This window comes from Stenotrophobium rhamnosiphilum (assembly GCF_003052265.1).
Taxonomy (GTDB): domain Bacteria; phylum Pseudomonadota; class Gammaproteobacteria; order Nevskiales; family Nevskiaceae; genus Stenotrophobium; species Stenotrophobium rhamnosiphilum.
In genome coordinates this window covers 560,740-586,555 of the sequence record NZ_QANS01000003.1, presented here as the reverse complement: position 1 = coordinate 586,555, position 25,816 = coordinate 560,740, and the positions used below count along the sequence as shown (strand labels likewise).

The following is a 25,816-nucleotide window of genomic DNA, read 5'->3' as shown; positions in this document are numbered from 1 at the left end:
AGGTATCGTCATGCCGATTGATCATTCCAACGCACAGAACATCGCCCAAGTTCTCACCGAGGCGCTGCCGTATATCCGCCGCTTCGCGGGCAAAACCATTGTCGTGAAGTACGGCGGCAACGCGATGAAAGACGACAGCATGATTGCGTCGTTTGCGCGCGATATCGCGCTGATGAAACTGGTCGGCATGAATCCAGTCGTCGTCCACGGCGGCGGCCCGCAGATTGGTGCGCATCTCGAAAAACTCGGCAAGAAAAGCGAGTTCATTGAAGGTATGCGCGTCACTGATGAAGAGACGATGGACGTCGTCGAGATGATGCTCGGCGGTCTCGTCAATAAAGCCGTGGTTGCTGCGCTGAATCAGCAAGGCGGTCGCGCTGTGGGTCTCACCGGCAAAGACGGCGGCTTGATTCGCGCCAAGAAAATGCTGGTCGGTGGCAAAGATATTGGTCAGGTCGGCGAGATCGAAAAAATTGATCCTCGCGTGATCACGCATCTAGAAGCTGGCGGATTTATTCCCGTCATCGCACCGGTTGGCGCTGGTGAAAACGGCGAAGCGTTCAACATCAATGCCGACGTTGCTGCAGGCAAAATCGCAGCCGTGCTACAAGCCGAGAAAGTGATTTTTCTCACCAACGCGCCAGGCGTGCTCGATAAGGACAACAAAATTCTGACCGGCCTTACCGTGCCACAAGTAGAAGGCTTGATCAGCGACGGCACCATTTACGGCGGCATGGTTCCCAAAGTGCGTTACGCGCTGGATGCCGTGAACAGCGGCGTGAAATCTGCGCACATCATTGATGGTCGCGTTGATCACTCCGTGTTGTTGGAGCTGTTCACCGATGCAGGTATCGGCACACTGATTCGGGGTTAAAGCATGAAAGTATCGATACGCGAAGCACTGTGGTTTCACGTTCTGTTCTTCGTCGTATCGACGCCGGTGCTGTACTTTGCACATGGCGAGATGCTGGGCAAAGGTCTGCTGGCGCTCACCATCGGCTACAACGTCGTGCTGCCGCTTTATGCGCTTGCCCGTGGCCATAACGAATGGCTCAAGCTCTGGATGTTTCTACTGCCGCTGTCTTGCGGACAAGTGCTGCCCGATTGGGCACTGGTGCAAATTGCTGGCGTGCTGCATTTCCCTGATCACGGCATTTGGCGCATTGGCGGCGCTGTGCCGGCCTATTTCATGGGCCTCTGGATCATGCTGTTATTCCCCGTCACCCTCATCAGCGACAGCACACGCTCGCGCTATATAACGATGGGGGTGTTGTCGCTCGTATTGTTCGCATTCTGGGAATGGGCTGCGCAACCCTTGCAGCTTTGGCAGCCACAGAACGTTCGCACGATCGCTGGCGTGGCCATCTATGTGTTGATTCCAGAAGTAATTCTGGGCTTGGCCACTCTGCATGCCTATCGCAACACTCGCGGCAGCGGCATCATTCAGCAGGTGTTCAGCGCCCTCAGTGTTAACTTGCTCTACACCGGTGCGTTATTCATTGGTCTTTTGCTTACCCGCTCGCTGCTATAACAATGGCAGCCCGGAGAGCAAGCGACATCCGGGGAAAACAGTTTCTTATACCTATTAGGAGTTTTGACATGAAGATTCGCAACCTCGCACTGGTTTTAATGCTTGGCGTCGCCCTCACCGCTTGCCAGAAGGGACAAGACACCGCCGCCGCTGACGCTGCTGCACAAGCCGCTGCTGTTGAAGCCGCTGCTGCCCAGCAGGCTGCCGACACCCAGCAGAAGCTGGCTGATGCACAGAAAGCTGCTGAAGATGCTCAGCAGGCCGCTGAACAAGCTCGCAAGGATGCTGCCGCCGCTGAAAAGCGCGCTGCACGTGCAGAACGCAACACCGTTGCTTCGTCTAAGCCTCAGGCAACCATTTGCGCAGCTTGCGGCACCGTGACCGCGATCACCGCTTCGAAAGTGAAGCCTGATGGCAGCGGCGCTGGCGCAGTGCTCGGCGCAGCTGCTGGTGGCGTTGCAGGTCACCAGGTTGGTGGCGGCCGCGGTAAGGACGTTGCCACCGTGCTCGGCGCGCTGGCTGGTGCTTATGCTGGTAACCAGGCTGAAAAAGCTGTCCGCGCTGAAACCGTCTACACGGTCGACATCAAGCTGGACAACGGCAGCAGCCGCAGCATCACCGTTAAGGATGTAGGCACTCTGACGGTCGGCAGCAAGGTTCGCGTTGACGGTGACACCATCTCGCCACGCGGCTAAGTTAGCCTCGCAGTATCTAAACCCCGCGACCGCAAGGCCGCGGGGTTTTTTATGTACAGGATGTACGGTACCTTCGCGGGCGCATGGATGCGCAGGAGCGGAGGTGTTTGTGCAGAGATGCCCCAATCAAGCAATCGATAGCCATTTTCCGCTACGCTAGCGCCCCCAAAAAGCGGCGCGCTTGAGTGATGGCTAAGAAAATCAAAGTATTGGTAGTCGGTAGCGGTGGGCGTGAACACGCTCTGGCTTGGAAATTAGCGCAATCGCCACGGGTTTCAGAGGTATTGGTGGCTCCCGGCAACGCCGGCACCGCTCGCGAAAAAGGCGTTCGCAACGTCAACGTCGCCGCAGAAAATATCCCCGGACTGATCTCCTTGGTCCAAAACGAGCAAGTCGGCTTCACCGTTGTCGGTCCAGAAGGCCCATTGGCCGCCGGCCTCGTCGATGCTTTTACCGCCGCCGGTCTGCGCGTGTTTGGCCCGACTCGCGCTGCTGCGCAGCTTGAAGCCAGCAAAGCCTTCACCAAAGATTTTCTCGCTCGTCACAACATTCCGACGGCGCAATATCGCGTGTTCACCGATATCGACCCAGCACTGGCCTATGTCCGCGAGCGCGGCGCGCCGATCGTCATCAAAGCTGATGGCCTCGCCGCAGGCAAAGGCGTTGTCGTCGCAATGCAGTTGGATGAAGCTGAAAACGCCATCCGCGACATGCTCTCGGGCGAGATGCTCGGCAAAGCGGGCGCGCGCGTGGTCATCGAAGATTTTCTCGATGGCGAAGAAGCCAGCTTTATCGTTGTCGCTGGCAGCAAAGCCGGCAAGCAACCGCAATATCAGCCGCTCGCTAGCGCGCAAGATCACAAACGCATCTTCGACGCCGACCAGGGCCCGAACACCGGCGGCATGGGCGCGTACTCACCTGCGCCTGTGGTCACAGCAGCAGTGCATGCACGCGCTTGCCGCGAAGTGATTGAACCAACGCTTGCAGGCATGGCCGCAGAAGGCACGCCGTTCACGGGTTTTCTCTACGCTGGCTTGATGATTCGCAAAGACGGCGCGCCGCTCGTCATCGAATTCAATGCGCGTATGGGCGATCCTGAAACGCAGCCGATCATGTTCCGCCTCGATTCCGATTTGCTGGATCTATTGGAAGCTGCGATTGATGGCACGCTCCCCTCGAACCCACCACGCTGGAACCCACAGCCTGCGCTCGGCGTCGTGATGGCAGCTGAAGGTTATCCCGGCACGATTCGCAAAGGCGACGCAATCAGCGGCCTCGATGGCGAATTCGGCAAGGCAAAAGTTTTTCACGCAGGCACCACAGATCAGGATGGCAACGTGGTCACCAGCGGCGGCCGCGTGCTCTGCGTTGTTGCCAGCGGCGACACGGTGCGCGCTGCGCAAGCGGGCGCTTATGCAGCGATGCAAGGCATTAGCTGGAAAGGCGAACAACATCGGACGGACATTGGTTATCGCGCCGTACAACGCGAGTCTTAATCGACACGCGTTCATAAAAAAACCGGCCTTGGCCGGTTTTTTTATTTCTGAAGATTCTTGAATCTACTCAAGCCAACTTCGGCGCAATCGCGCGAACCAATGTCGCCAGCGCATCAGAAGGCTCACGGAAGTTGCGGTCGTCCTCACCAAATTCACTGAGCCACACCACATCCAAGCCCGGGAATTTCTTCTCGGGATGATTGCGACTCAAAATAAAGTAGCTGTAGTTTCGACGCGCGTGGCTGTCGATGATCTTGATCGTGATTTCAGTGTCATCTTTACTGATGACGAAGTGCTGCACCTTCGGGTGCCGCTGCAATCGATTCTGCAAATTACGCACAGAATCGACGACCTTCTTCCATTCAACGTCCAGATAAACCGAACGATGACTGACTTCCTTTTCTAGTTCTGCGCGGGTCGAACGAATGCCTTGGAGTTGACGCTCCAGCAAGGCTTCAAATGGATCTTTTTCTGTGCTCATCTTGATTGGTTATTTACTCGATTCTGAGTGATCGATTCGTCTTTGTAGAAATTAGTTACGACGCGCCATAAAGGCAATGCGCTCGAACAAATGCACATCTTGCTCGTTCTTCAGCAAGGCACCATAAAGCGGTGGCAAGCTCTTCTTGGTGCTGGCTTCACGCAAGACCGCTGGATCAATATCTTCAGCCAGCAATAGCTTGAGCCAATCGAGCAGTTCCGACGTCGATGGTTTTTTCTTCAGGCCTGGCAATTCGCGCAGGCCAAAGAACACTTCCATCGCTTCCTTCAGCAGATTTTGCTTCAGCTTAGGGAAATGCACGTCGACGATTTTCTGCATCGTCGGCGCATCGGGGAAACGGATGTAGTGGAAGAAGCAACGGCGCAAAAATGCATCCGGCAATTCTTTTTCGTTGTTCGAGGTGATGATGATCACCGGACGATTCAAGGCCTTCACCGTCTGGCGCGTCTCGTAAACGTAGAACTCCATCTGATCGAGTTCGCGCAGCAAATCGTTGGGGAATTCGATGTCGGCCTTATCGATTTCGTCAATCAGCAGCAGCGGACGCTTGCCCGCTTCAAAGGCTTCCCACAATTTGCCTTTGACGATGTAGTTGCTGATGTCCTTGACCTTGCTTTCGCCCAGCTGCGAGTCACGCAGACGCGATACCGCGTCGTATTCGTAGAGACCCTGCTGCGCTTTGGTGGTCGATTTCACATGCCATTCGAAATACGGCATGTCGAGCGCACGCGCGACTTCTTGTGCGAGGCGCGTCTTACCGGTGCCCGGCTCGCCCTTCACCAGCAGCGGACGCTGCAAAGTCACAGCGGCATTAACCGCCATCGTTAAATCATCTGTTGCGACGTAATCTTCGGTGCCAGTAAAACGCACGGTGTCATCCTCGATAGCAATTCAATTTCGAAAAATCGATCACGCGCATGGTTGCTGCGGCGTAGACGACTTTGTTTTTAAATATTATTTAGTAAAACTTAATTAAATATTTAAAAACAACCCGTGCTTTTCGAAAACGAGTGCGGGAGACGCAATTTAACGGTTTCTACGCTTCTATGCGACGCGTAAGAGCGATTACAGCAACAGCGGCGCATCCGGCATCTCATTGCCGACATCGCGCGGGCCCGGCGGATGCTTGGCGAGAATCGCCGACACCGCCTGCACACAGGCAATCGCGCCCGCTTCATAGTTGCTCAGCTTGAAATGCTTTTGCAGTTCGCGACAGGCTGCATCCCACTCGGCCTGCGGCACGCGTCCGCGCGCCACATAACGATCGGCAACGATCTCAATCGCGTGATCGGCCAGCAGCAGATAAATCAGCACGCCGTTGTTGTGCTCGGTATCCCAAACACGTTGCTGCGCAAAAACCTCGACCGCGCGCTGACGTGGCGTGACGCCTGCGCCCGCTTCAGTAGGCGATAGCGCCGCTTCAATCACAAAGCGAATTTCGCCCGGATGCAGCTGCTCGCAGTCTTTCACCGCTTTCGCAATCGCTTGCAGCGAAGCTTGCGAGAAATATCGGCGAACCAGCCATTGGCCCGTGCTCGCGTGCTTGAAGAATCGACGGATATTCATCTCACCAATCTCCCGACGCGCCGCCACCACCAAAGCCGCCGCCACCGCCGCCAAAACCTCCACCACCGAAACCACCGCCTCCGCCACCACCGCCATAACCCATCGGCAGGCCGCCAATAGCGCCGCTATACATCACCAACGAAGCGAACATGGCGAGTACCGCAGCCAGTGCGGCAAAGCCTAGCGAACCAATCACCAGCATCGCGACGAGGCCTGTACCAACCCCCACCAAACCTGACGCGGGGAATGTGCCGAATGCGCGCTTGAGCATGTGGCCCAAGCCCCACAGGATGAAGAACGGCACCAGCAGCGCGCCGAGTTTGTTGTCGCCATTGCCGCCCTGACGGTTCGCACGCTGCGCGGGTGGCGGCAATGCTTCGCCACTCACCACGGCAATCATTTGATCAACACCCGCATTAATGCCGCCGGCAAAATCACCTTGGCGAAAATGTGGTGCGATGCTTTCAGCAATGATGCGTTTGGCGATGGCGTCAGGCATTGCGCCTTCCAGTCCACGCCCAACTTCGATGCGCATGCGACGATCATTCTTGGCCAGAATCAACAGCGCACCATCATCAATTTTTGCGCGGCCCAGCTTCCACGCATCAACGACGCGAATGCTGTACTGCTCAAGTTCTTCCGGCTGCGTCGTCGGCACAATCAGCACAGCAATCTGACTACCCTTCTGCGCTTCAAACGCTGCGAGTTTTTGTTCCAGTGCACTGGCTTGCGCGGCGCTCAGCGTTTGCGTGAGATCGGTGACACGTGCCTTCAACGCAGGCACGGGTACCAAGCCGCCGTCTGCGCCCCATGCGCTTGCGCACAGGGGCAACAGTACGATCGCCAGTAGGCGACGGAACATCAAAGCGTCCGATTACTTCGCTGGCGCGTTGCCGAAATCAACTTTCGGCGGAGCGGAAATCGCTTTCTCGTTTTCAACCGTAAAGTTCGGTTTCACCGCCATGCCAAACATCTTGGCAGTGAGATTGGTTGGGAACGAACGCACCGTTGTGTTGTAGACCTTGATCTCTTCGATATAACGATTGCGCGCAACGGTGATGCGATTTTCCGTGCCTTCCAACTGCGCCTGCAGATCACGGAACAGCGTGTCGGATTTGAGCTGCGGATAATTTTCGGTGACGACCAACAAGCGCGACAGCGCGCCGCTGAGTTCGCCTTGAGCCTGACTAAACTGCTTGAGCTTGGCTTCGTCATTCACCATATCTGGCGTGACGTTGATGCTGCCAACTTTGGCGCGCGCTTCGGTTACACCGAGCAGCACATCTTTTTCCTGCTGCGCGTAACCCTTCACGGTATTCACGAGGTTCGGCACCAGATCAGCGCGGCGCTGATATTGGTTGAGCACTTCGGCCCACGAAGCTTTAATACCTTCGTCTTGCTGTTGCAGGCTGTTGTAGCCGCAACCGCTGAGGAACAGAACGCTGGACATCACCATCAGGGTCAGTAAACGTTTCATCACATACTCCGTGCGCAATTAAAGTCAGCAAAAAATAAGGCCGTGCACACTATGTATGCACGGCCTCAGCGTTTTCAATGGCTAAAAGGCTAATTAACCTTTAGCGCGCTGCTCCAGAATCTCGACTGCAGGCAGCTTCTTACCTTCCAGGAACTCAAGGAAAGCGCCGCCGCCAGTGGAGATGTAATCGATACGATCGGCAACTTTGAACTTGTCGATCGCAGCGAGCGTGTCGCCACCGCCAGCCAGCGTGTAACCGTCAGCAGACGCAATCGCTTCGGCAATCGCCTTGGTGCCACCGGCAAAGCTGTCGTACTCAAACACACCGACCGGGCCGTTCCAGACGATGGTGCCGCAAGACTTCAGCAACGCTGCAAGTTTCTTGCGCGTCTTCGGGCCGATGTCGAGGATCATTTCATCGGATTCGACTTCATCAGCTGAACGCACTTCTGCATGCGCTTCTGCCGAGAACTCGGAAGCAACGACGACATCTTCCGGCAATGGAATATCACCGCCACGCGCCTGAATCTTGGCGAGAATGCTACGCGCCTTATCAAGCATGTCGGCTTCGTGCAGCGACTTGCCAACTGGCTTGCCCATTGCAGCAAGGAAGGTGTTGGCGATACCGCCGCCGATGATTAACTGATCGGCGATGTCGGCAAGATTTTCCAACAGATCGAGCTTGGTCGAAACCTTGCTGCCACCAACGATCACAGCCAATGGCTTCTTCGGATTAGCCAGCGCAGTGCTGAGCGCATCGAGTTCTGCAGCGAGCAGCGGGCCTGCGCACGCAACTGGTGCAAACTTGGCAACGCCATGCGTAGAAGCTTCTGCACGATGCGCAGTGCCGAAAGCATCCATCACATAGATATCGCAGAGCGAAGCCATTTTCTTCGACAGCGCTTCGTCGTTGTCTTTCTCGCCTTTGAGAAAGCGCGTGTTTTCACCAAGTGCAATCTGGCCCGGTTCCATCGCAATGCCGTCGATCCAGTTGGTGACGAGCGGAACCGTGCGCTCCAACTTTTCTGACAACCATGCAGCAACCAAAGTCAGCGATGCTTCCGGGTCGAACTTGCCAGCCTTAGGGCGGCCAAGGTGCGAGATCACCAACACCGAAGCGCCGCGCTCCAGCGCGAGCTGCAGCGTTGCCAACGATGCACGCAGACGCGCATCCGAAGTGATTTTGCCGTTGTTGATTGGCACGTTGAGGTCTTGGCGGATCAGCAGGCGTTTGCCAGTGAGATCCAAATCAGTCATGCGTAAAACAGTCATTGCATTTATCCGTTACGAATTACAGAAAGTGAAAAGCCCCGAATCAACGGGGCTTTCCAGATTTTTGCTGCGATTACTTCGCGGCAACCACGCGTACCATTTCGAGGCACTTGTTGGAGTAGCCCCACTCGTTGTCGTACCAGCTGATCAGCTTGACGAAGGTGCCGTCGAGCGCGATGCCTGCGTCTGCATCGAAGATCGAGGTGCGTGCATCGCCACGGAAATCGGTAGCGACCACTTTGTCTTCGGTGTAGCCGAGAATGCCCTTGAGTGCGCCTTCCGACTGCGCCTTCATTTCGGCCTTGATCTCTTCGTACGTTGCTGGCTTTTCGAGTTCAGCGGTGAGGTCCACAACCGAGACGTCGGAAGTCGGCACGCGGAAGGACATACCGGTGAGCTTCTTGTTGAGTGAAGGAATCACCACGCCCACAGCCTTGGCAGCGCCGGTGCTGGAAGGAATGATGTTTTCCAGAATGCCGCGGCCGCCGCGCCAGTCTTTTGCCGAAGGACCGTCAACCGTTTTCTGCGTTGCGGTGGTGGCGTGCACGGTGGTCATCAGGCCACGCTTGATGCCCCACTTGTCATGCAGAACTTTAGCGAGAGGCGCCAAGCAGTTGGTGGTGCAAGAAGCGTTCGAGATGATCGCTTCGCCGTTGTAGGTCTTGTCGTTAACGCCGTAGACGAACATCGGGGTGTCATCTTTCGAAGGAGCCGAGAGAATGACTTTCTTCGCGCCTGCATCGAGATGCTTCTGCGCGGTTGGCTTGTCGAGGAACAGGCCGGTCGATTCGATAACGATATCGGCGCCGACTTCGTTCCACTTCAGGTTTGCAGGATCGCGTTCCTGCGTCAGGCGGATCTTCTTTCCGTTGATGAACAGCGCGCCGTCTTTCACAGCGATGTCGCCTTTGAAGCGGCCATGTACGGAATCGTACTGCAGCATATAAGCGAGGTAGTCAGGGTCGAGCAGATCGTTGATCGCGACGATTTCGATGTCGTTAGCAAAGTTCTGAACTGCTGCGCGCAACACGTTGCGGCCGATGCGGCCGAAGCCGTTGATACCTACTTTCACTGCCATTGTCGTTTCCTCAAAAGAGCTAGATGCCTGGGTGTGATAAATCGAATTAGCCGATCAGCGCGTTTACTTTCGCGATCACGTTGTCGACGGTAAAACCAAAATGCTTGAACACTGCGCTGGCGGGTGCGGATTCGCCGTAGGTGTCTACGCCGAGCACGTCACCATTGTCGCCCACAAAGCCGCGCCAGTAGATGCTCACGCCTGCTTCAACAGCGAGACGCTTGCTGCCCTTCGGCAGAACGGAATCGCGATACGCCGCGTCTTGCTGCAAGAACAATTCAGCGCAAGGCATCGACACCACGCGAACTGCGGTGCCGGCTTCAATCAATTTCTTGGCGGCATCAACAGCGAGCTGAACTTCTGAGCCCGTTGCGATGATGATGGCCTTCGGCGCGGTTGCTGGTTCCAGCAACACGTAACCACCGCGACGTGCATTTTCAAAATGCGCCTGCGGATGGGGCTGCGGGTTGAGGTTCTGACGTGACAGCGCGAATGCGGTTGGTCCGTTGCGACGTTCAATTGCGCAAGCCCAGGCAATCGCCGATTCAAACTGATCGGCTGGACGCCAGGTTTGCAGATTCGGAATCAAGCGCAGGCTGGAAATGTGCTCAACCGATTGGTGCGTCGGGCCGTCTTCGCCCAAGCCAATCGAGTCATGCGTGTAAACGAAGATGCTGCCGATCTTCATCAACGCCGCCATGCGAAGTGCATTGCGGGCGTAGTCGGAGAAGGTCAGGAAGGTGCCGCCGAATGGCAGCAAGCCACCGTGCAACACGATGCCGTTGATCGCGGCCGACATGCCGAACTCGCGCACGCCGTAGCTGATGTAGTTGCCCGAGAAATCGCCCGGCTTGATGACTTTGTAACCTTTGAAATCCGTGCAGTTGGATTCGGTGAGATCTGCCGAACCGCCAAACAGTTCTGGCAACTTCGCGGCAATTGCATCGAGTGCGAACTTGGATGATTTACGCGTTGCGACTGGCTTATCAGCAGCAGCCGCTTCAGCGATCATCGCTTTGGCAGTGTCAGCCCAATCAGCCGGCAGCTCGCCCTTCATGCGGCGCGTGAATTCTGTGGCGTCTTCTGGATATTTGGCGGCGTAGGACTTGAACACATTGTTCCAAGCCTGTTGCGCAGCTTTGCCTTTCTCGCGTGCATCCCAACCCTTGCGAATATCAGCAGGAATTTCGAACGGCGCGTGCGGCCAGTTGAGCTGTGCGCGTGCGAGTGCAATTTCAGCGTCGCCCAGCGGAGCGCCGTGTGAGCTTTCTTTGCCCTGCTTGTTAGGCGAACCAAAACCGATCACGGTTTTGCAGCAGATCAGCGTTGGCTTGTCTTTCGAAACGCGTGCGGTTTCGATAGCGGCCTTAATGTCTTTGGCTTTGTGGCCATCAACATTACGCACAACCTGCCAGCCGTAGGATTCAAAACGATCTGGCGTGTTGTCACGGAACCAGCCGTGCACTTCGCCATCGATCGAGATGTTGTTGTCGTCATACAGCACGACGAGTTTGTTGAGGCCAAGCGTGCCTGCGAGCGAGCAAGCTTCGTGGCTGATGCCTTCCATCAAGCAACCATCGCCGGTGAAGACGTAGGTGTAATGGTCAACGATGTTCAAACCATCGCGATTAAATTTTGCTGCCAGCACGCGTTCAGCAATCGCCATGCCGACACCGTTCGCAATGCCTTGACCGAGTGGACCGGTGGTGGTCTCAACGCCCGGCGTGATGCCGTATTCCGGATGGCCTGCGGTTTTGCTGTGCAGCTGACGGAAGTTCTTCAGCTCTTCCATCGGCAAGTCATAACCAGACAGATTCAACAGCGAGTACACCAGCATCGAACCGTGACCATTGCTGACCACGAAGCGGTCGCGGTTAGCCCAGGTTGGGTCCGTTGGATTGTGCGAAAGGAAGTCGTTCCACAAAACCTCCGCGATATCAGCCATGCCCAGCGGCATACCGGGGTGGCCAGAATTGGCCTTTTGGACTGCGTCCATTGAAAGGGCGCGGATCGCGTTGGCGAGGTCAGTACGGGTATGCATCGGGCTATGGCTCGGTGCTGAGGCGGCAAATAAGGGCGCGTATTTTCCTTTTTAAGGCGCTCGGGAGCAAGGAACACGTGAATTAGTCCGCATTTTTACTAATCCAGAATAGTGATTAATTATTTAATTTATTTTTCTTAAGAATTATAAATAAAACATTGCGCATGCCCTGCGTGCCTTTGTGCACCTAGGTTCCGGGCCAACCGATCCGATTCTCAGCGGAATTTAATACTGCAGCCATAACTCGGAAATTGATCACCAGAGACAACACCGTCACCCAGTACCGCATCGAGCGCCGCGCGCAAATCTGCGCCACTTAAGGGCTTTTTATTGCCCGGCGTGGAATCATCAAGCCGACCGCGATAGACACAGCGCAGTTGCTCATCGAAAACATAAAAATCTGGGGTGCAGGCTGCGGAATACGCGCGCGCCACATCCTGCGACTCATCGTAGAGATACGGAAACGTATAGCCCTGCTGGCGAGCAACTTCGGCCATCTCTGCTGGGCCGTCTTCGGGATAACGGGTGACGTCATTGCTACTGATCGCGGCGAATCCCACTCCGCGCGGCTGATAGTCCGCAGCCAGCCGAACCATCTCGCTCTCAACATGTTTCACATAAGGGCAATGATTGCAGGTGAACATGACGACGGTGGCCTGCCTGCCGCGCACGTCCGCAAGGCTTAAGTTTTGGCCCGAAACCGTGTCTGGCAGCTGGAAATCAGGGGCCAAAGTGCCCAAAGGCAGCATCGCTGAAGGGGTTGGCATAGGGGGCCCTAAAGATTTGAGGCTCCAGCTTAAAGGCTGGAGATGGGCTAGGTTAAGCACCGTTAAAAAGTCTGGCCCCGGCCCGGGGATTCATCTAGAATATCCGTTCATCCGTATAGACAGATCATCAGCGCAAGGGAACATCCGTCCGGCGCGCTTTCTTCAATCCTTATTTTTGAGGTTCATGCCGTGAGCGAATATCTCTTTACCTCCGAGTCCGTTTCCGAAGGCCATCCGGACAAAATGGCGGATCAGATTTCTGACGCGATTCTTGACGCGATTCTTGCGCAGGACCCTCGTGCACGCGTTGCTTGCGAAACGTTGGTGAAGACCGGCGTTGCCGTGCTCGCTGGCGAAGTCACCACCACCGCCAACTTTGACGTTGACGCGATTGCGCGCGGCGTCATCAATGGCATCGGCTACAGCAACACCGAAGTCGGCTTCGACGGCCACACCTGCGGCGTGATCAACATCATCGGCAAGCAGTCGCCTGACATCGCCATGGGCGTTGACGGCACCAGCAAGAAAGCAAAAGCAGCTGAAGACATCGGCGCTGGCGACCAGGGCCTGATGTTCGGCTACGCCTGCAACGAAACCGCCACCTTGATGCCTGCGCCGATTTTCTACGCGCATCGCCTCGTTGAGCAGCAGGCCAAGATTCGCAAAGCGAAGAAGGGCGGCCTTTCATGGCTGCGCCCAGACGCAAAGAGCCAGATCACGCTGCGCTACAAAGATGACGCAGTCGTCGGCATCGACGCCGTTGTGTTGTCGACGCAGCACGATCCAGACATCAAGCTGAAAGATCTGCGCGAAGCCGTGTTGGAAGAAATCATCAAGCCTGTGTTGCCCGCAAAGTGGCTGACCAAGGCGACCAAGTTCCACATCAACCCGACCGGCAACTTCGTGATCGGCGGCCCAGTGGGCGATTGCGGTCTCACCGGCCGTAAGATCATCGTTGACTCGTACGGCGGTTGGGCACGTCACGGTGGCGGCGCATTCTCGGGCAAGGATCCTTCCAAGGTTGACCGTTCGGCTGCATACGCTGCGCGCTACGTTGCCAAGAACATCGTTGCTTCCGGCATCGCAGATCGTTGCGAAGTTCAGATCAGCTACGCCATCGGCGTTGCAGAACCCACTTCGATCATGGTCACCACCTTCGGCACCGGCAAGATCAGCGACACCGCGATTGAAAAACTCGTGCGTCGCAATTTCGACCTGCGTCCGGGCGGCATCATCAAGATGCTCGACCTGATCCACCCGATGTATCAGATGACGGCTTCCTACGGTCACTTCGGCCGCAAGCCGTTTGAGATCAAAGGCGCTGACGGCAAGACCTACACCGCATTCTCGTGGGAGAAGACGGACAAGGCCGAAGCGCTCGCAGCCGACGCAAAAAAGTTTAAGTAAGCAATGAAGTGACCCCGTCGAGGGGCGCTGCGACCCACGCAAGGTGGGCCAGGCTCGACGGGGTTTTCCCAAATCCGTTGTAACGGCGCCCGTTCCTGAAAACTCTGGAGCGATCGCATGAACGCAGTTCTTAAATCTAACTTCACCGACTACAAGGTCCGTGACATTTCTCTGGCCGAATTCGGCCGCAAGCGCATCGTCATGGCAGAAGAAGAAATGCCAGGCCTGATGTCGATCCGCGCCAAGTACGCACCGCTGAAGCCGCTGAAAGGCGTGCGTCTGACCGGCTCGCTGCACATGACCAAGGAAACCGCCGTGCTGCTGGAAACGCTCGGCCATCTCGGCGCATCCGTGCGTTGGGCTTCCTGCAACATTTTCTCGACCTCTGATGACGCTGCTGCTGCGGTTGCTGCCGCTGGCACGCCAGTGTTCGCATGGAAAGGCGAGTCACTGGAAGAGTATTGGGATCTGGCACTCGACAGCATCACGCACACGCTGCCTGATGGCACGCTCACCGGCCCTGAACTCGTTGTTGATGACGGCGGCGACGTGACCTTGCTGATTCACAAAGGCTACGAGTTGGAGCACGGCGACAAGTGGGTTGATACGCCTAGCGACAACCACGAAATCAAAGTCATCAAAGACCTGCTGAAGAAAGTCGCCAAGGAACGTCCTGGCTTCTGGACGCGCGTGGTTAAAGACTGGCGCGGTGTTTCGGAAGAAACCACCACGGGCGTGCATCGTCTGTATCAGATGATGGAAGCGGGCAAGCTGCTCGTTCCTGCCATCAACGTGAACGACTCGGTTACCAAGTCGAAGTTCGACAACCTTTACGGCTGCCGTGAATCACTGGCTGACGGCATCAAGCGCGCGACCGATCTGATGATCGCTGGCAAGGTTGCTGTCGTTTGCGGTTACGGCGACGTCGGTAAAGGTTCTGCGCACTCGCTGCGCGGCCTCGGCGCTCGCGTGATCGTCACGGAAATCGATCCTATCAATGCGCTGCAGGCTGCGATGGAAGGCTTCCAGGTCACCACCGTTGAAGACTCGCTCGGCTTGGCTGACATTTACGTCACCACCACCGGCAACAAAGACATCATCACCCTCGATCACATGAAGGCGATGAAGCACAACGCGCTGGTCTGCAACATTGGTCACTTCGACAACGAAATTCAGATGGATCGTCTGAACGCCGAAGCCGGCGTGGTCAAGATGAACATCAAGCCACAGGTCGACCACTACACCTTCCCCGGCGGCAAGAGCATCTACATTCTTGCTGAAGGTCGCTTGGTGAATCTCGGTTGCGCCAACGGTCACCCGGCGTTCGTGATGAGCAACTCCTTCTCCAACCAGACACTTGCACAGATCGACCTCTGGAAGAACAAGGACACGTACGAAAAGACCGTGTATCGCTTGCCGAAGAAGCTCGACGAAGAAGTCGCCGCGCTGCACCTTGAGCAGATCGGCGTGAAGCTGACCAAGCTCACTGCAGATCAGGCCGCTTACCTCGGCGTGCCAGTTGAAGGCCCGTACAAGCCTGAGCATTATCGTTACTAAGCAATAACGTCATCCCCGCGAAGGCGGGGATGACGAATAGGAAATGTAGGGCGGGTTAGCGGCTTCGTCGCGTAGCCCGCCTTTCGTGAAGATGGTGGGTTACGCCGCGATGCGGCTAACCCACCCTACGATTGAGTTTGTCGCGATGACACAAGAAGTTTCATTTTCATTCGAGTTGTTTCCACCGCGCACTCCAGAGGGCGCGGCGAAACTTCCTGCGGTTATCGAAAAACTCGCTGCACTCAAGCCGCAATATTTTTCGGTCACTTACGGCGCTGGCGGCTCTGAACAAGACGGCACCTACGAAACCGTAATGCGCGTCATCAAGCAGACCGGCATTGAAGGCGCACCGCATCTCACCTGCGTTGGATCCACACGCGAAAACATCAAATCACTGCTCGACAAGTATCGCGCTGCGGGCATTCGCCGCATCGTTGCGCTACGTGGTGATTTGCCTGCGACCGCGATGGACACCAGCGCACCGGGCGAATTGCGTTATGCCAATGAACTGGTCAGCTTCATTCGTGAATTGCATGGCGATTATTTTCATCTGGAAGTTGCTGCGTATCCGGAAACGCATCCGCAAGCACCGAGCCCAGAAGCCGACTTCGAAAACTTCCGCCGCAAGGTGGAAGCAGGCGCAAGCGTTGCTGTATCGCAGTACTTTTACAACGCCGACAGCTATTTCGATTTCGTCGAGCGCTGCCAGAAAGCCAACATCAAGATTCCAATCGTGGCCGGCATCATGCCGATCACCAACCATGCGCAGCTCACGCGTTTCTCTGCCGCTTGCGGCGCTGAGATTCCGCGCTGGGTACGTTTGCGTCTTGAGCAGTATCAGGACGACAAGCAGGCGCTGCAGGATTTTGGTTTGGATGTCGTCACCCGCTTGTCGCGCACGCTACTCGACAACGGCTGCCCCGGTATTCACTTCTATACGCTCAATCAATCTGAAGCCACGCTGCGTTTGTGGAAGAATCTGGGACTTCCCGTTCCAGTCACTTCCGCAAACACTTGAGCAACGCTGCAGTCACTTACGATCTAGCCGTCATCGGCGCCGGCCCAGCCGGCGCTGCTGCGGCATTTCACGCTGCGCGCGCAGGCTTGCGCGTTGTACTCCTCGATAAATCCGAATTTCCTCGCGACAAAATTTGTGGCGACGGCCTGACCGCGCGCGCAGTGCTTGAGTTGCAAAAGCTTGGGCTTGAAGAAGAAGTGCAAAAGCGCGGCGCGCGCATTCATCAATTCCAAATGACCGCGCCACTCGGTCGCGTTGTCGCACAACTCAAAGGCGCGCCCGGATTTCCGGATTACGCTTATGTGCTGCCACGTTTGCAGTTGGACATGCTGCTGGTTGAACGCGCGGTCGCGGCTGGTGCTGAGTTGCGCACACAGCAGGAAGTCACGCACTGGGATGCCGATGACAGTGGCATCACGCTGAAAATCAAAACATCGAGCGGTGAGCAATCACTGCGCGCGCGTCTCGCGATTCTCGCCACCGGCGCGCATCTCGCACTCGCACAACGCATGCGTCTGCTCGCACGCAAGCCGGAAATGATGGTGGCCTCGCGCCAGTATCTGGAAGGCCTTGATCAGCAAGACACCTGGCATCTGCATTTTGGCCGCAGCACGCTGCCGGGCTATGGCTGGATTTTCCCTGCGGGCAATGGTCTGGCCAATGTCGGCATCGGGCTAGAGCATCGCCGTCGTGATCAGTCGCTCAGTGAAGACCTAGCGCGCTATTTATCGAGCAAGCCCGCGCAAGTGATCCTCAAGGGTGCAAAACCCATCGCGCCACCCAAGAATTTTCCGCTCCGTTGGGATTTCTTGCAGTCGCCACTCAGCGCCCCGCGCATGCTGATTGCGGGAGAAGCCGCAGGCTTGGTGAACCCACTGACCGGCGAAGGCATCGATTACGCGCTGGAATCCGGCCATGTCGCCGCCACCCACGCGATCCGCGCCCTGCAAACGGGCGTGGAAGATTCGGCCGCCTATGCCGCCGCACTGCATGCCGAATACGACAAACTCTTTCTGTTCAGCCAACGCCTGCGCGATTGGTGTCGCACGCCTTGGGGCGTTTCGACCTTGGCGCTGGGCGCGATGGCGCGGCCTGATTTGAAAATGCGCCTGGTTGGGAGCTTGCTGGGTGGGCACACCGCGCCATCACTGCCGACCGCAAAACGTCTATTGAAAGTATTGCTGCGCCCACAACCCACAAACTAACTGCGCAAAATTACCCGATGCGGCTCCTCCAAAAAGCGTGCGTCAAAAGCTCTCGTTTACCTTAAGAATTAACGCTAAGTGCATGCCAGGTATAAGAAAGGTGCCAATATTCACAAAATCTGTGGATAACTGTGTGGACAATGATGAGCAGAATTCGCTAAGTAGCGGCTGCGTCGAACTTTTTTCCGCCGAGGCCAGTTTATAATCAGGCCGATTTCGTTAATGGAATCATTAACTTACTGAAATATTGCAGCATTCTTGCAGAAAAATGTCGGTTTTACTTGGTTTCTGAAGGCATCGCCCCACTACTGTGCATAAGCATAGAACCCCGCATATAAATTTTTGACGCTGTCAAGACCTTAAACTCACGCCATGTCATCAACTCACTCACAACGCCCCATCGTCCTTTGCTTCTCCGGTCACGACCCCGGTGGTGGCGCAGGAATCCACGCAGACATCGAAGCCATTGGTGCGCTCGGCGGCCACGCGCTGACCATCATCACGGCCCACACCGTGCAGGACACCCGCAATGTCGAGCGCGTGGTGCCCACGGATCTGACGCTGCTAGCCGAGCAGATCGTGGCCCTGTCGAGCGATAGCGTGATCAGCGCGATTAAAGTAGGCCTGTTGGGCGAAGCGGCGCAGATTTCAGTGATTGCCCGCACTGCGCAGGCGCTTGGCGTGCCGCTGGTGCTAGACCCGATCCTGCGCGCTGGCGGCGGCAGCAATCTGGCAAGCACAGCCACGATCATGGCGATGCAGACCCAGCTCTTTCCCCTGACTACGGTACTAACGCCGAATGCCGCAGAAGCGCGTCGCCTTGCGCCTGGCGATACCGCGGCTGAAAACGCAGACGCGCTCTTGGAGACCGGCTGCGCCAATGTGCTGATCACCGGCGGCGACGAACCCAGTGACGACGTCGTCAATAGCTGGCACCGCGTCGGGCACGAAGCGCAGACCTTCCGCTGGCCGCGCCTGCCTGAAACCTTTCACGGCGCAGGCTGCACGCTGGCCGCGTCTATTGCTGCGCTACTGGCACAGGGACGCGAAGTTGGCGACGCGCTGGCCGAAGCCCAGGCCTACACTCAACGCGCGCTACAGAACGCGCAGCGCACCGGCCAAGGTCGCAGCATTCCCGGAAGGCTCCTGTGAAATCATCGCACCCACATCCAACGCCGGCCGCATTGCGCGGTCTCTACGCGATTACTTCCGAAGCAATCTGCGCCAGCGGTGGAACGCTGCTCGCTGCTGCAGAAGAAGCCCTTGCTGGCGGCGCGCGGCTGCTGCAATACCGCGACAAGTGGAACAGCGCCGCAGTACGCGCCAACCACGCCCACACCCTGCTCGGACTCTGTCATGAACATGGCGCGCTGTTCATCATCAATGACGATGTCGAACTTGCGTTGAATTGCGGCGCTGATGGCGTGCATGTCGGTAATACCGACGCTTCACTCGCTACAGCGCGTGAACGGCTGGGCATCCACGCCGTGATTGGCGTCAGCTGCGCGGGCTCGATTGAGCGCGCACTCGCCGCTCAAGCCGGTGGTGCGAGCTATGTCGCCTTTGGGCGCTTCTTCGACTCACGCACCAAACCCAACGCGCCCGGCGCTGAGCCCAGCCTGCTCAATCTGGCGCGGCCGCAGTTGCAGATTCCGATCTGCGCCATTGGCGGCGTCACGCCGCACAACGCGGGCGATCTGATTGCACGCGGTGCCGACATGGTGGCGGCGGTTGAAGGTGTGTTTGGCGACAAGGACATCGAAGCCGCAGCGCGACATTACGCACAACTGTTTCAGCCTTAAGCCCCCGCTACCCCCGCGCGGCGCGTAAAATCGCGCCTCATTTCCGTTTGTCGCAAATCAGTCGCCATGACCACCACTCGCTCCGAAGCCCTGTTCGACTACGCCCAGCAATACATTCCGGGCGGCGTTAATTCGCCGGTTCGCGCGTTCAAGTCAGTTGGCGGCACGCCGCGCTTTATTGCAGGCGCACTCGGCGCACGCATCATCGACGTCGACGGCAAGTCCTACATCGACTACGTCGGCTCATGGGGCCCGATGATTCTCGGCCATCAGGACACTGATGTTTTCATCGCCATGCAAAAGCAGCTCGGCATTGGCCTGTCTTACGGCGCGCCGACTGAACTCGAAATCGAAATGGCGGAGCTGCTGTGCAATCGCGTGCCAGGCATGGAACAGGTGCGCATGTGCAATAGCGGCACCGAAGCGACGATGTCGGCGATTCGCCTCGCACGCGGCTTCACCGGCCGCGACAAGCTGATCAAATTTGAAGGCTGCTATCACGGCCACGCTGATGCGCTGCTGGTGAAAGCGGGCTCTGGCGCGCTGACGTTTGGCGTACCGACTTCACCCGGCGTGCCTGCGGATGTTGCGCGTCATACGCTGACCGCGACGTATAACGATCTCGCTAGCGTTGCTCAACTGTTCAACGCGAATCGCGATGGCGTTGCTTGTCTCATCGTTGAACCTGTCGCTGGCAATATGAACTGCGTTCCCCCTGCCCCCGGCTTCCTGCAAGGTCTGCGCGATCTCTGCACACAGCACGGCGCGGTTTTGATTTTTGATGAAGTGATGACCGGCTTCCGCGTGGGTATTCGCGGCGCATCAGGTCTCTACGACGTCACGCCTGATCTGACGACGCTCGGCAAAATCATCGGCGGCGGCATGCCGGTCGGTGCCTTCGGCGGTCGCAAAGACATCATGCAAAAACTCTCGCCTGCGGGTCCGGTGTATCAAGCAGGTACGCTGTCCGGCAATCCGCTGGCAATGGCAGCCGGCTTGGCGACACTACGCAAACTCGACAACGTCATGCTCTACGCACAACTCGAAGCGAGCACCACGCAATTGCTTGACGGCCTCAAAGCCGCTGCGAAAGATGCGGGCGTTGCTTTCACTACGACGCAAGTCGGCAGCATGTTCGGCCTCTACTTCGGCGAAGGCCCGATCCGCGGCTTAGCCGATGTGATGAAGTGCGATGCGAATCGTTTCAAAGTTTTCTTCCACGCGATGCTGGATCGCGGCGTGTATCTCGCACCTTCCGCTTTTGAGGCAGGTTTTGTCGGCGCCAAGCACGGCGAAGCGGAAATCACCGCCACGATCAATGCTGCACGCGAAGCCTTCGCGCTATGCAAGGCTGCATAAGCGATGTCTGAGAACAGCGGATTCCTGACCAAGCTGCGCGCGGGCCTTAACAAGGGCGACTCGTTTCTCACGCGCGATCTTGGCACTTTGTTCAGCGGCGACAAGCTGCGCGATGACGCCATCGAAGAACTCGAAAGCCGTTTGCTGATGGCTGATGCCGGCATCGAAGCCACCACTTGGTTGATCGAACGCCTGCAATCCGAAGTCAACGCAGGTCGCGTTAAAAACGAAAAGCAGTTGCGCGCAGTGCTGAAGAAATTTTTGGTTGAACTGCTCTCACCAGTCAGCAAGCCGCTGGTGATTCCGCCTTTCATCAAGCCTTATATTTTGTTTGTTGCGGGCGTGAATGGCGTTGGCAAAACCACCACCATCGGCAAACTCGCATCGCGCTTGAAGAAAGAAGGCAAAACCGTGCTGCTCGCAGCCGGCGACACTTTCCGCGCGGCCGCCGTGCAACAGCTGACGACTTGGGCTGAGCGCGCTGACGTACCGATCCTGTCGCAAGGTGAAGGCGCCGATTCCGCCAGCGTGATTTTCGACGCCGTGCAATCGGCCAAATCGCGCGGCATTGATGTCGTCATCGCCGACACCGCAGGCCGTCTACACACGCAAGCGCATCTGATGGAAGAACTGCGCAAGATCAAACGCGTGGTGCAGAAGCACGATCCGTACGCGCCACATGAAGTGCTGATGGTGGTTGACGCCACCACCGGCGGCAATGCCTTGACGCAAGCTTTACAGTTTCATGAAGCAATCGGCTTGACCGGCATCGCCATCACCAAGTTGGACGGCACGGCGAAGGGCGGTATCCTGCTGGCTATCGCGCGGCGCATGGCGTTACCGGTACGATTTGTTGGCCTGGGTGAAGGCGTCGAAGATCTTGAACCCTTCGATGCAGAAGCCTACGCCGAAGCACTGATCAACCCTTGAGCTAAACCTCACCACGCATGACGGACATCATTCAATTTCACGACGTCAGCCACCGCTATGAAGGCGGTCACGATGTGCTGTCGCATGTGAGCTTTAGCGTGAAGCAGGGCGAGATGGTGTTTCTCACCGGCGCCAGCGGTGCAGGCAAATCAACGATTCTGCGTTTGGTTGCACTGATCGCACGCGCCACGCGTGGACAGGTTCATGTGCACGGCCAGACATTGGCGAGCGTGAAGCCGCGACACATTCCGGCTTATCGCCAGCGCCTTGGTTTGGTGTTCCAAGATTTCAACCTGCTCAACGATCGTACGGTGTTCGACAACGTTGCATTGCCGCTGATCATTCGCGGCCACTCGCATCGTGATGTCGGCCGCCAAGTACGCGCCGCGCTCGATCAGGTCGATCTACTCAACAAAGAAAAGGTTTATCCGCTGACTCTGTCCGGCGGCGAACAACAGCGCGTCGGCATTGCACGCGCTGTGGTCACCAAGCCAGATTTGATTCTGGCTGACGAACCGACTGGCAATCTCGATCCGGAAATGGCGCATGAAGTGATGCGCATTTTTGAGCGCTTTAACCAAGTCGGCGTCAGCGTGTTGGTCGCAACGCACGCGATCGATCTGATTAAGGCAATGCCCCATCGCATGATTCACCTTGAGCATGGTCGCATCAGCATGAAGGTACCTCTCAGCGTTCGCCACGCGGGAGATTTTCCGTATGCCTAGAGCAGCCGCTAGCAGCGATCGTCGTCAAACATTTTTCTCGCGCCTGCTGGAAGAACACGCTCGCGTGTTCTTTTTCTCGCTCGGCAAACTTTGGCAAAACCCCGCAGGCACACTGCTGACCGCATTGGTCATCGGCATCACACTGGCCCTGCCCGCGGGCTTGCATGCGCTGATCAATAACGTCGACAAGCTCAGCTATTCATGGGAAGGCGCAGCGCAGTCCTCGCTATTTCTCAAAGACAGCGTCAGCGCCGAACGCGGCAAAGATCTGGCTCGTGAGCTGAATGCGCGACCAGGCGTCGCACGCACCACCTACATCTCGCGCGATCAAGCATTAGCAGAGTTCCGCAAACTCTCCGGCTTTGGCGAGGCGCTGGATATTCTCGATAACAATCCGCTGCCAGCTGTGATCACCGTAACGCCGATGCACAAACAGTCGCGCGACGAGATCAATGCGCTGGTGACTGATCTGTCGAATCTGCCCGAAGTGGATATGGCCAAGCTCGACCAGAAATGGTTGGAGCGGCTCTACGGCATCATCGATTTATTGCAGCGCGGCGTGATGGTGATTGCCGTGCTGCTGAGCCTTGCCGTGATTGTGACGGTGGCCAACACCATTCGCCTCGACATCCAAGCGCGCCGCGAAGAAATCATTGTGATGAAGTTGATCGGCGCACCCAACAGCTTTATTCGTCGCCCGTTTCTGTATACCGGACTCTGGTACGGTTTCACCGGCAGCGTGGTCGCGCTGATTTTCGTTGGTGTCGGCATGGCCGCACTGACTGGGCCTGTGCAGAATTTGGCAGGACTCTACGAAAGCAATTTCTCGCTCTCCGGTCTGTCCTTCTTCGCCGTGCTGCAAGTGTTTGGCGCTGGCATCGTGCTGGGCTGGCTTGGCGCTTTCCTGACGGTGAGCCGCCATCTCAGCAAGATTGAGCCGCACTAAAGTTAATTAGTGCGCGCTGTCATCTTCGCGAGAATCACGAAGCGCTAGATCACCCAACTCAGCTTGAACCTCGTGCCACCATCACCCGGCTGCAACGCGATGTTGCCGCCGTGCACGGCGAGTACCGCGCGAATAATCGCCAAACCCAAACCCGTATTGCCCTGAGCGCGCGCCGTCGTGAAGAAAGGCGTAAAGATTTGGTCAACATTGCCAGTCGAAATTCCGGGGCCGTTGTCGCTCACCAATAAATTAAGCTGCCCCTTGATTTGCTCACACGACAAAGTCACCACAGCACCCGGCGCATGCTGACGAGCATTGTCGAACAAGCCCGATAAAATTGAATCGAACAATTCTGCGCTCATCGGCAAGCTGGCTTGCTCTGGCAAGGGCTCAAGCAATTCAATCAACTGACCGCTCTCACGCGCGCGGTGCACAGCGGTGCGCAGCACAGGCGCGAGAAGACAACTCTCCTTGCTGGGCGTGGCCATGTCGGCACGAGCGAGTTCTAACAAGCGACGCGTGAGTTGATCGAGCCGCGCTGTATCTTTGGCAATAATATTCAGAAAGCCCGCACGCTCGGTCTCACTCATCGCACTGCCGTGCTCCTTCAACAACTCAGCTGCACCGCCAATCGCAGTGAGCGGCGTTTTGAATTCGTGAGAAACATGAGCTGCAAAATCTTTGATGTAAGCGGCGCGCGCTTGCAGCGCATCGGCCATGCCCGCAACAGTTTCGCTGAGCTCAGCCACTTCTTGCACCACGCGTCGCCGCGCAGGTTGCACAGCGTTGCGCTCACCTGCATGGGCGCGTTGCGCTTGCTGTGAAAGTCGCCGCAGCGGTTGAGTGATCGTGGTGGCTGTGAGCCACGCCAGCGCTAATGTGGCGAGCAATAGCAGCGCACCCACTTGCGCGATTTTCACACGTCGCGCCCATACCACCTTGGTGAGATTGGACGGCGTGCGAGTGAGCAGTACGGCGCCGATCACACGGTTGCGATGAGTAATCGGCATGGCCACGAAGACGCGCAGCGCGGTGTTGCGGCTGATTGAAGCAATCCCCGGCCGTGGCGTGCTGCTGGGTTTGCGCTCGCGCAGCAGCGTGAGAAATTCACCAGCGAGTGCGCGTTTTACTTCCTGCTGTTGCAGCAAGCTCAAGCCCAAGTCATCACCCGTACTCGCAACGATGACGCCATTGGGCGCAATGATGCGCAAGCCTGCAAGGGTGACTTGCTGTGCTTGATCGAGCACCGGCTCCAGCTCTTTGCCGGTGACACGCGCGAGTGCGTCAGCCGCAGTGAGTGCGGGTAGTGGATCGGGCGCAGGCGATAGTGCGCTGTCACGAGCCAGGTCTAACTTGGCAGGGTGCGGCACATACACACGAGTCGGCACAGCAAGATCAGGGTCCGTGCTGCTGTAATCGCTAGCCTTGGTCTTGCCTTGTACCGGCAGCGGCAATCCGTATTGAGTCCAATCAAAATTTTTAGTGGCGTGACGATCAAATAATGCGGCATAAGCAGCAGACAGAATGGCGCCTTGGCCAATCAACTCACTCTCGGTCTGTCGCACCAGCGCACTTTCATAAATACGCAGCGCGAGAAAACCTGTCAGCGGAAGCGCAAGGATGAGCAAGAACACACTCGCCAATACCGTGCGCAGTCGTAGACGCATCATGTGCAAGAACCCAAGCGATAACCGACGCCATGCAGCGTTTCGATCGGCTCCACACCCAAGGCAGCAAACTTTTGGCGCAGGCGTCGAACATGGCTGTCGATCGTGCGATCAGAGACGATCTTGTGCAGCTCATAAGATTCATTCATCAGATGATCACGCGAACACACTTTGCCGGGGCGTGCGAGCAAGGTGCGCAGCAGACCGAACTCAGTCAGCGTGAGCACCAGTTCTTGATTGTCCCAAAACGCTTGATAGTGTTCGCTGCTCAAACTCAAACGCCCGTGCACTTGCAGCGGCGCAGCCACACGCGGCGCGCTGCTGCGGCGCAAGATCGCCTTCACTCGCGCGACTAGCTCGCGTGGAGAAAAAGGCTTGGCGAGATAATCATCACCGCCCATCTCAAGACCAATGATTTTGTCGACCTCGTCATCACGCGAGCTGACGAACAAGATCGGCGTGGCGGCCGAGCGTGGCTCTGCGCGCAGTCGACGGCAAACTTCCAGCCCGTCCATTTCTGGCATCAGAATATCCAGCACCAGTAGCGCGGGTTGCTCGCGCGCGAACTGGCTCAGCGCTATAGCGCCGTTATCCGCCAACACCACGGCATAACCCGCCTTGCTCAAAGCAAAGCGAATGACCTCGCGCACATTAGGGTCGTCGTCGGCTACCAGAATTTTTTGCATGGACAGAGCTTAAGGCCAAAGCGCTGCAAGCCCAAAACCTTGCACAACATTTGCACAATCTTCCGCGGCCTTTGCACGGCGTGGCGACG

General features: G+C 57.0%; 25 protein-coding genes and 1 riboswitch. Of the genes, 14 read left to right on the top strand and 11 right to left on the bottom strand.

Annotated elements, in window-relative coordinates; translation table 11 throughout:
• The first annotated feature begins 10 nt into the window (after nt 1-10).
• The 4 genes from argB to purD all read left to right on the top strand — a co-directional run bounded on the left by argB (nt 11) and on the right by purD (nt 3,722).
• A complete protein-coding gene (gene argB / locus CJD38_RS10240; protein WP_107940226.1) occupies nt 11-874 on the top strand; it encodes an acetylglutamate kinase in 864 nt (287 codons plus the stop codon).
• Between the two features lie 3 nt (nt 875-877).
• Nucleotides 878-1,531 carry a DUF6989 domain-containing protein gene (locus tag CJD38_RS10235; protein WP_107940225.1) on the top strand — a complete coding sequence of 218 codons (654 nt, stop codon included), beginning with the start codon at nt 878-880 and terminating at the stop codon, nt 1,529-1,531.
• Nucleotides 1,532-1,599: 68 nt separating this feature from the next.
• Nucleotides 1,600-2,226: an outer membrane lipoprotein gene (locus tag CJD38_RS10230; protein WP_161554209.1), complete on the top strand. Its 627-nt coding sequence runs from the start codon at nt 1,600-1,602 to the stop codon at nt 2,224-2,226.
• Nucleotides 2,227-2,426: 200 nt separating this feature from the next.
• Complete coding sequence (purD, locus tag CJD38_RS10225) at nt 2,427-3,722, top strand: phosphoribosylamine--glycine ligase (RefSeq protein WP_107940369.1); 1,296 nt, start codon at nt 2,427-2,429, stop codon at nt 3,720-3,722.
• A 67-nt stretch (nt 3,723-3,789) separates the two neighbouring features.
• Here purD and CJD38_RS10220 read toward each other — a convergent pair whose 3' ends face one another.
• From CJD38_RS10220 to CJD38_RS10180, 9 genes are all read right to left on the bottom strand, one after another.
• Entirely contained in the window at nt 3,790-4,203 is a 414-nt protein-coding gene (locus CJD38_RS10220) for a hypothetical protein (RefSeq protein WP_107940223.1), read from the bottom strand.
• Between the two features lie 51 nt (nt 4,204-4,254).
• Complete coding sequence (locus tag CJD38_RS10215) at nt 4,255-5,094, bottom strand: AAA family ATPase (protein WP_206362943.1); 840 nt, start codon at nt 5,092-5,094, stop codon at nt 4,255-4,257.
• Nucleotides 5,095-5,289: 195 nt separating this feature from the next.
• Entirely contained in the window at nt 5,290-5,790 is a 501-nt protein-coding gene (locus CJD38_RS10210; RefSeq protein ID WP_107940222.1) for a TPM domain-containing protein, read from the bottom strand.
• A gap of 1 nt (nt 5,791) precedes the next feature.
• On the bottom strand, nt 5,792-6,652 hold the full coding sequence (locus CJD38_RS10205; RefSeq protein ID WP_107940221.1) for a TPM domain-containing protein: 861 nt from the start codon (nt 6,650-6,652) through the stop codon (nt 5,792-5,794).
• Nucleotides 6,653-6,664: 12 nt separating this feature from the next.
• On the bottom strand, nt 6,665-7,267 hold the full coding sequence (locus CJD38_RS10200) for a LemA family protein (protein WP_107940220.1): 603 nt from the start codon (nt 7,265-7,267) through the stop codon (nt 6,665-6,667).
• A gap of 93 nt (nt 7,268-7,360) precedes the next feature.
• Nucleotides 7,361-8,539, bottom strand: coding sequence for a phosphoglycerate kinase (locus CJD38_RS10195; RefSeq protein WP_107940219.1), 1,179 nt, complete (start codon nt 8,537-8,539; stop codon nt 7,361-7,363).
• A gap of 73 nt (nt 8,540-8,612) precedes the next feature.
• Nucleotides 8,613-9,617, bottom strand: a complete 1,005-nt coding sequence (gene gap, locus CJD38_RS10190; RefSeq protein WP_107940218.1) for a type I glyceraldehyde-3-phosphate dehydrogenase — start codon at nt 9,615-9,617, stop codon at nt 8,613-8,615.
• A 46-nt stretch (nt 9,618-9,663) separates the two neighbouring features.
• Entirely contained in the window at nt 9,664-11,658 is a 1,995-nt protein-coding gene (gene tkt / locus CJD38_RS10185; RefSeq protein WP_107940217.1) for a transketolase, read from the bottom strand.
• 215 nt (nt 11,659-11,873) lie between these two features.
• Nucleotides 11,874-12,425, bottom strand: coding sequence for a thioredoxin family protein (locus CJD38_RS10180; RefSeq protein ID WP_107940216.1), 552 nt, complete (start codon nt 12,423-12,425; stop codon nt 11,874-11,876).
• A gap of 189 nt (nt 12,426-12,614) precedes the next feature.
• Here CJD38_RS10180 and metK point away from each other — a divergent pair, with 189 nt between their 5' ends.
• The 10 genes from metK to ftsX all read left to right on the top strand — a co-directional run bounded on the left by metK (nt 12,615) and on the right by ftsX (nt 23,374).
• A complete protein-coding gene (gene metK, locus CJD38_RS10175; protein ID WP_107940215.1) occupies nt 12,615-13,832 on the top strand; it encodes a methionine adenosyltransferase in 1,218 nt (405 codons plus the stop codon).
• Nucleotides 13,833-13,845: 13 nt separating this feature from the next.
• Nucleotides 13,846-13,930: riboswitch (S-adenosyl-L-homocysteine riboswitch) on the top strand.
• 19 nt (nt 13,931-13,949) lie between these two features.
• Nucleotides 13,950-15,389, top strand: coding sequence for an adenosylhomocysteinase (gene ahcY, locus CJD38_RS10170; RefSeq protein ID WP_107940214.1), 1,440 nt, complete (start codon nt 13,950-13,952; stop codon nt 15,387-15,389).
• A 145-nt stretch (nt 15,390-15,534) separates the two neighbouring features.
• Nucleotides 15,535-16,407, top strand: coding sequence for a methylenetetrahydrofolate reductase [NAD(P)H] (gene metF, locus CJD38_RS10165; protein ID WP_107940213.1), 873 nt, complete (start codon nt 15,535-15,537; stop codon nt 16,405-16,407).
• Nucleotides 16,404-17,612, top strand: coding sequence for an NAD(P)/FAD-dependent oxidoreductase (locus CJD38_RS10160; protein WP_161554208.1), 1,209 nt, complete (start codon nt 16,404-16,406; stop codon nt 17,610-17,612). The genes metF and CJD38_RS10160 overlap by 4 nt, the downstream gene beginning before the upstream one ends.
• A gap of 372 nt (nt 17,613-17,984) precedes the next feature.
• Entirely contained in the window at nt 17,985-18,764 is a 780-nt protein-coding gene (gene thiD / locus CJD38_RS10155; protein ID WP_107940211.1) for a bifunctional hydroxymethylpyrimidine kinase/phosphomethylpyrimidine kinase, read from the top strand.
• Nucleotides 18,761-19,414 (top strand): thiamine phosphate synthase, encoded by a 654-nt coding sequence (gene thiE / locus CJD38_RS10150; protein WP_107940210.1) that lies wholly within the window; start codon nt 18,761-18,763, stop codon nt 19,412-19,414. The genes thiD and thiE overlap by 4 nt, the downstream gene beginning before the upstream one ends.
• A gap of 66 nt (nt 19,415-19,480) precedes the next feature.
• The gene (hemL, locus tag CJD38_RS10145; protein WP_107940209.1) at nt 19,481-20,773 is read left to right on the top strand and encodes a glutamate-1-semialdehyde 2,1-aminomutase; all 1,293 of its coding nucleotides are present in this window, start codon (nt 19,481-19,483) and stop codon (nt 20,771-20,773) included.
• Between the two features lie 3 nt (nt 20,774-20,776).
• Complete coding sequence (gene ftsY / locus CJD38_RS10140) at nt 20,777-21,703, top strand: signal recognition particle-docking protein FtsY (protein WP_107940208.1); 927 nt, start codon at nt 20,777-20,779, stop codon at nt 21,701-21,703.
• 26 nt (nt 21,704-21,729) lie between these two features.
• A complete protein-coding gene (gene ftsE / locus CJD38_RS10135; protein ID WP_107940367.1) occupies nt 21,730-22,428 on the top strand; it encodes a cell division ATP-binding protein FtsE in 699 nt (232 codons plus the stop codon).
• Nucleotides 22,421-23,374, top strand: a complete 954-nt coding sequence (gene ftsX / locus CJD38_RS10130; RefSeq protein ID WP_107940207.1) for a permease-like cell division protein FtsX — start codon at nt 22,421-22,423, stop codon at nt 23,372-23,374. Before ftsE ends, ftsX begins: the two co-directional genes overlap by 8 nt.
• Nucleotides 23,375-23,418: 44 nt before the next feature.
• Here ftsX and CJD38_RS10125 read toward each other — a convergent pair whose 3' ends face one another.
• Complete coding sequence (locus CJD38_RS10125) at nt 23,419-25,044, bottom strand: sensor histidine kinase (RefSeq protein WP_107940206.1); 1,626 nt, start codon at nt 25,042-25,044, stop codon at nt 23,419-23,421.
• Nucleotides 25,041-25,727, bottom strand: coding sequence for a response regulator transcription factor (locus tag CJD38_RS10120; RefSeq protein WP_107940205.1), 687 nt, complete (start codon nt 25,725-25,727; stop codon nt 25,041-25,043). Before CJD38_RS10120 ends, CJD38_RS10125 begins: the two co-directional genes overlap by 4 nt.
• Between the last annotated feature and the right edge of the window lie 89 nt (nt 25,728-25,816).

What these genes read in the sequence shown, in the direction of transcription:
- metF (WP_107940213.1), top strand. Translation starts at nt 15,535, where the DNA reads ATGACACAAGAAGTTTCATTTTCATTCGAGTTGTTTCCACCGCGCACT.
- CJD38_RS10120 (WP_107940205.1), bottom strand. Translation starts at nt 25,727, where the DNA reads ATGCAAAAAATTCTGGTAGCCGACGACGACCCTAATGTGCGCGAGGTC.
- ftsX (WP_107940207.1), top strand. Translation starts at nt 22,421, where the DNA reads ATGCCTAGAGCAGCCGCTAGCAGCGATCGTCGTCAAACATTTTTCTCG.
- CJD38_RS10180 (WP_107940216.1), bottom strand. Translation starts at nt 12,425, where the DNA reads ATGCCAACCCCTTCAGCGATGCTGCCTTTGGGCACTTTGGCCCCTGAT.
- CJD38_RS10235 (WP_107940225.1), top strand. Translation starts at nt 878, where the DNA reads ATGAAAGTATCGATACGCGAAGCACTGTGGTTTCACGTTCTGTTCTTC.
- CJD38_RS10200 (WP_107940220.1), bottom strand. Translation starts at nt 7,267, where the DNA reads ATGAAACGTTTACTGACCCTGATGGTGATGTCCAGCGTTCTGTTCCTC.
- tkt (WP_107940217.1), bottom strand. Translation starts at nt 11,658, where the DNA reads ATGCATACCCGTACTGACCTCGCCAACGCGATCCGCGCCCTTTCAATG.
- thiD (WP_107940211.1), top strand. Translation starts at nt 17,985, where the DNA reads ATGTCATCAACTCACTCACAACGCCCCATCGTCCTTTGCTTCTCCGGT.
- argB (WP_107940226.1), top strand. Translation starts at nt 11, where the DNA reads ATGCCGATTGATCATTCCAACGCACAGAACATCGCCCAAGTTCTCACC.
- CJD38_RS10205 (WP_107940221.1), bottom strand. Translation starts at nt 6,652, where the DNA reads ATGTTCCGTCGCCTACTGGCGATCGTACTGTTGCCCCTGTGCGCAAGC.
- CJD38_RS10210 (WP_107940222.1), bottom strand. Translation starts at nt 5,790, where the DNA reads ATGAATATCCGTCGATTCTTCAAGCACGCGAGCACGGGCCAATGGCTG.
- CJD38_RS10125 (WP_107940206.1), bottom strand. Translation starts at nt 25,044, where the DNA reads ATGATGCGTCTACGACTGCGCACGGTATTGGCGAGTGTGTTCTTGCTC.
- CJD38_RS10195 (WP_107940219.1), bottom strand. Translation starts at nt 8,539, where the DNA reads ATGACTGTTTTACGCATGACTGATTTGGATCTCACTGGCAAACGCCTG.
- CJD38_RS10230 (WP_161554209.1), top strand. Translation starts at nt 1,600, where the DNA reads ATGAAGATTCGCAACCTCGCACTGGTTTTAATGCTTGGCGTCGCCCTC.
- hemL (WP_107940209.1), top strand. Translation starts at nt 19,481, where the DNA reads ATGACCACCACTCGCTCCGAAGCCCTGTTCGACTACGCCCAGCAATAC.
- ahcY (WP_107940214.1), top strand. Translation starts at nt 13,950, where the DNA reads ATGAACGCAGTTCTTAAATCTAACTTCACCGACTACAAGGTCCGTGAC.
- ftsY (WP_107940208.1), top strand. Translation starts at nt 20,777, where the DNA reads ATGTCTGAGAACAGCGGATTCCTGACCAAGCTGCGCGCGGGCCTTAAC.
- CJD38_RS10220 (WP_107940223.1), bottom strand. Translation starts at nt 4,203, where the DNA reads ATGAGCACAGAAAAAGATCCATTTGAAGCCTTGCTGGAGCGTCAACTC.
- gap (WP_107940218.1), bottom strand. Translation starts at nt 9,617, where the DNA reads ATGGCAGTGAAAGTAGGTATCAACGGCTTCGGCCGCATCGGCCGCAAC.